Origin of the sequence: Paraburkholderia sp. GAS199, from assembly GCF_050436585.1 — a bacterium.
Classification (GTDB): domain Bacteria; phylum Pseudomonadota; class Gammaproteobacteria; order Burkholderiales; family Burkholderiaceae; genus Paraburkholderia.
Window position 1 is genome coordinate 1,203,540 of the sequence record NZ_JBNDMM010000003.1, and the last position, 6,000, is coordinate 1,209,539.

Annotated in this window: 4 protein-coding genes and 1 pseudogene; 3 read left to right on the plus strand and 2 right to left on the minus strand. The window is 62.2% G+C overall.

Features of this window, described 5'->3' with window-relative positions; translation table 11 throughout:
- Nucleotides 1-57: 57 nt before the first annotated feature.
- The gene (locus P3T18_RS16955) at nt 58-1,074 is read left to right on the plus strand and encodes an aldo/keto reductase (protein WP_429301062.1); all 1,017 of its coding nucleotides are present in this window, start codon (nt 58-60) and stop codon (nt 1,072-1,074) included.
- Nucleotides 1,075-1,103: 29 nt separating this feature from the next.
- Here the strand turns inward: P3T18_RS16955 and P3T18_RS16960 are convergent, their stop codons facing one another.
- Entirely contained in the window at nt 1,104-1,451 is a 348-nt protein-coding gene (locus tag P3T18_RS16960; RefSeq protein ID WP_429301063.1) for a DUF4148 domain-containing protein, read from the minus strand.
- Between the two features lie 377 nt (nt 1,452-1,828).
- Nucleotides 1,829-4,072 (minus strand): TonB-dependent receptor, encoded by a 2,244-nt coding sequence (locus P3T18_RS16965; protein ID WP_429301064.1) that lies wholly within the window; start codon nt 4,070-4,072, stop codon nt 1,829-1,831.
- A 217-nt stretch (nt 4,073-4,289) separates the two neighbouring features.
- On the opposite strand from P3T18_RS16965, the pseudogene P3T18_RS16970 reads away from it, so the two are divergent.
- Nucleotides 4,290-4,514, plus strand: a pseudogene (locus P3T18_RS16970) (alpha/beta fold hydrolase); the annotation flags it as partial.
- 238 nt (nt 4,515-4,752) lie between these two features.
- A complete protein-coding gene (locus P3T18_RS16975; RefSeq protein WP_429301065.1) occupies nt 4,753-5,841 on the plus strand; it encodes an acyltransferase family protein in 1,089 nt (362 codons plus the stop codon).
- The last annotated feature ends 159 nt before the right edge of the window (nt 5,842-6,000 follow it).

A 6,000-nucleotide genomic window follows, 5' to 3' on the forward strand; every position in this document is an offset into this window, starting at 1 on the left:
CTCGAGCTGGGCGCGCAGGCGTCCAGCCGCGCACTACACGAAACGAAAAGGAGAGGTATGGATCCGGTAGCAAAGCGTAAGTGGCCGCGTTCGGGACTTGAAACGACGGTAATGGGTTTCGGCGCCGCGCCGATCGGCAACATCTTCAGGCCGATCAGCGAGGAAGAGTCGGCTGCGTTGATCAAAGCGTCGTGGGACGCGGGCGTGCGCTACTTCGACACCGCGCCGATGTACGGCCACGGCCTGAGCGAGGCGCGCTGCGGGCAGGCGCTGCGCTGGTATCCGCGTGACCAGTTCGTGCTGTCGACCAAGGTCGGACGGCTGCTGAAGCCGCGCAAACGCGCCGAGATTGACTTTGCGCCGTGGGTGGACGGGCTGCCCTTCGAAACGGTATTCGACTACAGCTACGACGGCACGATGCGTTCGATCGAGGACAGTCTTCAGCGGCTCGCGCTGGAGCATATCGATATCGCACTGATCCACGACATCGATGTTTTTACGCACGGCGAACGCCAGCCCGAGATGTTCGAGGCGGCGATGTCGGGCGCGTCGAAAGCGTTGCTGAAATTGCGCGACGAGGGCGTGGTGAAGGCGGTGGGTGTCGGCGTGAACGAATGGCAGATCGCCTATGACGCAATACGCCGCCAGGATTTCGACTGTCTGCTACTGGCCGGCCGCTACACCTTGCTCGAACAGGATGCGCTGGACGGCTTCCTGCCGATGTGCGAAGAGAAACAGGTCTCGGTGATACTCGGCGGCGGCTACAACAGCGGCATTCTCGCAACCGGCGCGGTGCCGGGCGCGAAGTACAACTATGCGCCTGCGCCGGAGCCGGTCATGGAGCGCGTGCGCCAGATCGAGCAGGTGTGCCGCGAGTTTGCCGTGCCGCTGAAGGCCGCTGCGCTGCAATTCGTGCTCGGCCATCCTGCCATCCCGACGAACATTCCCGGCGTGCGAACCGTCGCGCAACTCGAGGACAATCTTCACACCTTCCGTACGGAGATTCCCGCGCCGTTCTGGACCGAGTTGAAGCGTCGCGGATTGATCCGGGAAGACGCGCCCACGCCGTCATAGCGCTGACTGGTTGCGTTGGTAGACCAGGCTTATTGCCCGAAATAAATCGAACGCGGGCCTTTGCGATCGGCTTCAGGAACGTACTTGTGCGCGCCGACCGCGGCCGAACCGCTCGCCACACCACCCACACCGGACGTATCGGTTTGCGCCGCGGAATTCTGCGTCGCGACGCGTGCCTCGGCGGCCTGAATCTCTGCCGGATACGTGTCGTTGTTCGCGATACCGGGGTTATAGCCGGCCTTTTCCAGCTGGATCAGTTCCGCGCGCACCTGGGCGCGCGTGACGGGCTGGTTCGCGGGCTGGTTCGATTGAGCAAACGCGGCAAGCGGTGCGGCGAGAGCGAGTGTGAGCGCAACGGCGTTGATGAGCGATTTCATGATGACACCTCCGACAATTGTTTTTTGCGGGGTGACGGGCAGGTTTGTCCGTCACGTATGCCTTTAGTCTAGAAGCCGGGATGTGCGGGGTAAATGACTGATTCAGGAAATCAATGTTGCTCGATGTCGTTCAATGCCGCGGACCGGATTCGTCCGTGCGCGGTAAAAAAAAAGCCCGCGCGAGGGCGGGCTGAGTCCATGTCAGGAGGAGACACGGAGGAGACAGCCTCAATATAACCCCTTCCGTGAAATCGTGCAGATACCCTGCCACAACACTGTGTTGCAAAAACATCGCATGTTGGGTGGGGGAATAAAAAACGCGACCGCCGGAGCGGTCGCGTTGCAGATCATGAGTCGAAACGGGCGCTACCTCGAACTCACTGATAGAAGTTCAGCGTCAGCATGGCCGAACGACCCGGCGCCCAGGTGGCGTAGATCGGATACGCGCTGGAGAAGTACTTTTTGTCGAAAATGTTCTGAACGTTCAACTGCAGATCGACGGTTTTCGAAACGCGATAGGTGGCCATCGCGTCGAATCGCGCATAGCCGGGCGTCCATTTGCGCGAGGTGGCCGCCACCGACGCGTACGTCAGGCTGGCAATCGTCGCGCCGCCACCGATCGACAGCTTCGGCAACACGTTGTAGTACGTCCACAGTGTGAAGTTGTGCTTGGGCACCATCACCATCGGCAGACCCGATGCGGTCGGGCTGGCGGCGCCCGCGTCGATCGTGATCGCGTCGAGATACGAGTAGCCGCCGAACACGCTCCACTTGTTCGTCAGATTGCCGGCAAAGCCGAGTTCGACGCCGCGCACGCGTTGCTCGCCGGCGTTGACGGTTCCGCCCAGGCCGTCGCTGACCCGCGCGTTGGTCTTGTCCGTCTGAAACAGTGCCGAGGTGAGCGACAACCGTTGATCGAGCACGTCCCACTTCGCGCCGACTTCGATATTGCGCGCGCGTTCCGGCGAGAGGTTCTGGTTGGTGGCGGTGAGCTGATCGTTGCCGCCGCCGATGCCCGCGTTCGCGCCCGGCGGATTGGCCGACGTGCCGTACGACGCATAGAGGCTCACCGTCTGCACCGGCTTGAACACGAGACCGAACTGGTAGCTGAACAGATTCGCGTTGTTGGTCAGATCGCGTGCGCCGGCCTGAATGGCGGTGACGTCGTAACGGTCGAAACGCAGCCCCGCGTTGAACAGCCACTGATCGGTGAGCTTGACGCTGTCGAACAGATACGCGGAGGCGATATTCGTCTGCGTGTGCGTGGCGGCGCCGGGGAAGCTCTTGTCGCCGTTGAGCAGCACGCTGCCGGTCCACGGGTTGTCCGGATTCCAGCCGCCGTACAAGGTGGTGCAGTTGTACGCGACCGAGCAGGGACCACCCGAGCGGATGTTGTTGCCCTTGCTGTCGGTCACCAGATAACCCTCATACAGGCTCTTTTCGTGACTGAATTCCACGCCGCCCGTCAGCGTGTGCTGCATGCCGAGCAGGGTCGCCTTGCCCGTCAGTTCGGTCTGGTTGGCGAGACTGTTGGTGGCGTATTTGCCGCTCTTTGCCTGCAGGCTCAGGATGTTCGAGTTGGCGCTCTGGAACTGTGGGTTGGTGGCGATGTAATCGAGTGTGGAGCGGCCGAACATCGTGGTGTTCTTCAGCTTCAGATTGTCCGAGAAGCGATGCTCGACGCGCACTTCGCCGGTGTCGGTCTGGCCGCGGCGGTAGTCGCGGTTGTTCAGGCCGAAGAACTGGCCGCGATCCGCATTGGCCGGCGTGCCGCCCGTCGAGCGGAACGGCACGCTGAAGTCCGGCATGTCGTAGCTGTTCAGGTGGTAGTAGCTCAGCGTGACGGTGGTCGGGCTGTTCAGGCCGAATGCAACCGAAGGCGCGACACCCCAGCGGCGGCTGTAGATGTCGGTGCGGCCGGCCTGATCGGCATCGTGGCCGAGTACGTTCAGGCGCACGGCGGCGTCGTCGCCGAACTTGTGGTTGGCGTCGAGCGTGATGCGCTTGTAGCTGTCGGTGCCGACACCCACGCTGCCGTTGATAAAGTTCTCGTTCTTCGGCGTCTTGGTGACGATGTCGATGCTGCCGCCCACCGCGCCGCGACCGGCATACACCGAGTCCGGTCCCTTGATCACGTTGATCTGTTCGATGTCGAAGGTCTCGCGATTCTGCACGCCGTCGTCGCGCATGCCGTCCACGAAAATCGAGTTGCGCGATTCGAAGCCGCGAATCACCGGACGGTCCGCCGACGGATTGGCCGCCGCGTCGCCGCCGAGGAAGGTGATGCCCGGCACGGTCTTCAGGGCGTCGGCGAAGGTCGTCGCGTTGGTCTGCTTGATGAGTTCCTCGGGAATCACCGTCACCGAGCGCGGCGTGTCGAGCAGCGGCGCGGTGAATTTGTACGATGGCACGGTTTTGGTCTGAAGATCGGACGACGACGTCACGACCACGGCAGGCAAGGTCGCGCCGGCAGTTGCTGTCGCTGACGCTTCGGCGCCGGTGCCGGACTGCGCGACGGCGGCATCGGCGGCAGCAGCGGTGACGGGAATCAGGAAGCTGGAGCAATACACGGCTGCGACGGACGCGAGCAAGCGCGGCCGCGTCTTCAGAAAGGCGGACATAGAAAATGAAGGCGAAGTGAAAGAAACGGGAGCGCGTGTCCCGGACAGCGTCAGAACGGCGCCGTACGGTGATTCCCACACGAAGAACTAGAATCTTATGCAGTGTAAATGAGTTCCGTTCTCATTTGAGTTGATGCGGATTGTAATGAATGGAAATGAATATGTAAACGACTATTGCAGACGGGATCAGATCAAACCCATGCTCGACGCTTTGAGCGTCGTGGCGGAGCACGACCACATGATCGACCCGCGCATGCAGGACGCGATGGCGAAGGAGATCGGTGCGACCGTCACGCACGTCGAGTCGAGCCACGTGCCGATGGTGAGCCAGCCGAAGGTGGTGGCGGACGCCATTTCACCGCCGACGCCGCGCGGCAAACCCTGCCTCGTCGCGCCATCCCTTCTCCGGCATCGGCCAGCGCGATATCCGTTGCAATACTGACGGGATAGTCTCGCGCTTGCGTGAACGTAACGCACGGTTCGCCCCTTTTTATCGAACTGCTTTCAGGAGCCAGACGACCGATAAACGCATAGCAGGCCGAAACATCGTGCCGCGCCCGACAGGTTCGTGGCGACGTGACGTGCTCTCCGCCTGCTCCGTGATCACACCCTGTTCGCGTTGCTTCTCGGCTTTGGCAGAGAGCGGGATCGCATACGTCCAGACATTTCATCGGTGAGAAATGACGACAACCCGGCGATACGAATCCATTCAGGTGCTTCGCGCGCTCGCGGCGCTGGCGGTCGTGGGCTTTCACGCGGCGGGCGACGTGGCCCTCTACGGCTGGACCTCCCACTTCTTCTCGTCGATCTCGCGTTATGGCGACCGCGGCGTCGATGTCTTCTTCGTCATCTCCGGTTTCGTCATTGCGATGGTGAGCTATGGCGAGCCGCCGGGCTTTCGTTCAGCAGGCAAATTCATGACCGCGCGTATTGCGCGGGTCGTGCCGCTGTATTGGGTGCTGACCGCCGTGTTCGTCGTTTCGTTCGCGATTCTGCCACTGGTGTTTTCGCACTGGCAGATCGGCAATACGCGCGTGAGCCTCTGGCATGTCGTGACGTCGTTCCTGTTCGTCCCTTCGCTGAACTGGGCGGGATTTATCGAACCGCTGCTGTTCGTCGGCTGGTCGCTCAATTACGAGGCGTGGTTTTATCTCGTGTTTGCGGCAGCGATGTGCGTGACACGTCGCCCGCTCGTCGCCGTCGCGGCGTTTCTCTGCTTCACTTCGCTACTGCGGCTCGCGCACGGCTCGGGCGTGGCGTTCATGTTCTACACGAATCCGATCGTGCTGGAGTTCGTCGCCGGGTGCTGCGTGGGCACGTATTACGCCCGGGGCAAGCGGATTTCGCTGTCGACCGCGCTCGTCATACTGGCCGGCGTGATCGCGCTTCTGGTGCTATGGGCGCCCACGCCGGGCGAGGGGAATCGACCCTTCGTGTCCGGCCTCCCGGCGCTGGCCATCGTCCTCGTCGCGCTCGCGCTCGAAACGAAAATTCGCTGGAGCAGCGTGCTCAGCACCCTGGGCGACGCGTCGTATTCGATCTATCTGACGCACGTCCTCACGCTGCCGTTCGTCATGAAACTGCTTCAGGTGGCCGACCGTCAGCACGCGTTGCCTGGCGATGCGATCTACGTGGTGGCGGTAGCGGGATCGGCGCTCGTGGGTCTCGCCTGTCACCGTCTGCTGGAACGTCCGCTGAATCGTTCGGCGGGCCGCTGGTTGACGAGTCGCGCCGATCGTTGGATGGCGGAGCGGACCACGGTTGCGTGAGATCGCAGCCTGGCGAATGCAGGAATGCAGCAACACAGCAAAAAAGCGGCGTGGGGGGGGGGGGGGCGGAAACCGCCCCCCCCCCGTTTTTTGGGTGTATAGCCGCCGGGTTTTTTTTTTGGGTGTGGGGCGCCCAAAGCCCACAGGGGCACCCCAAAG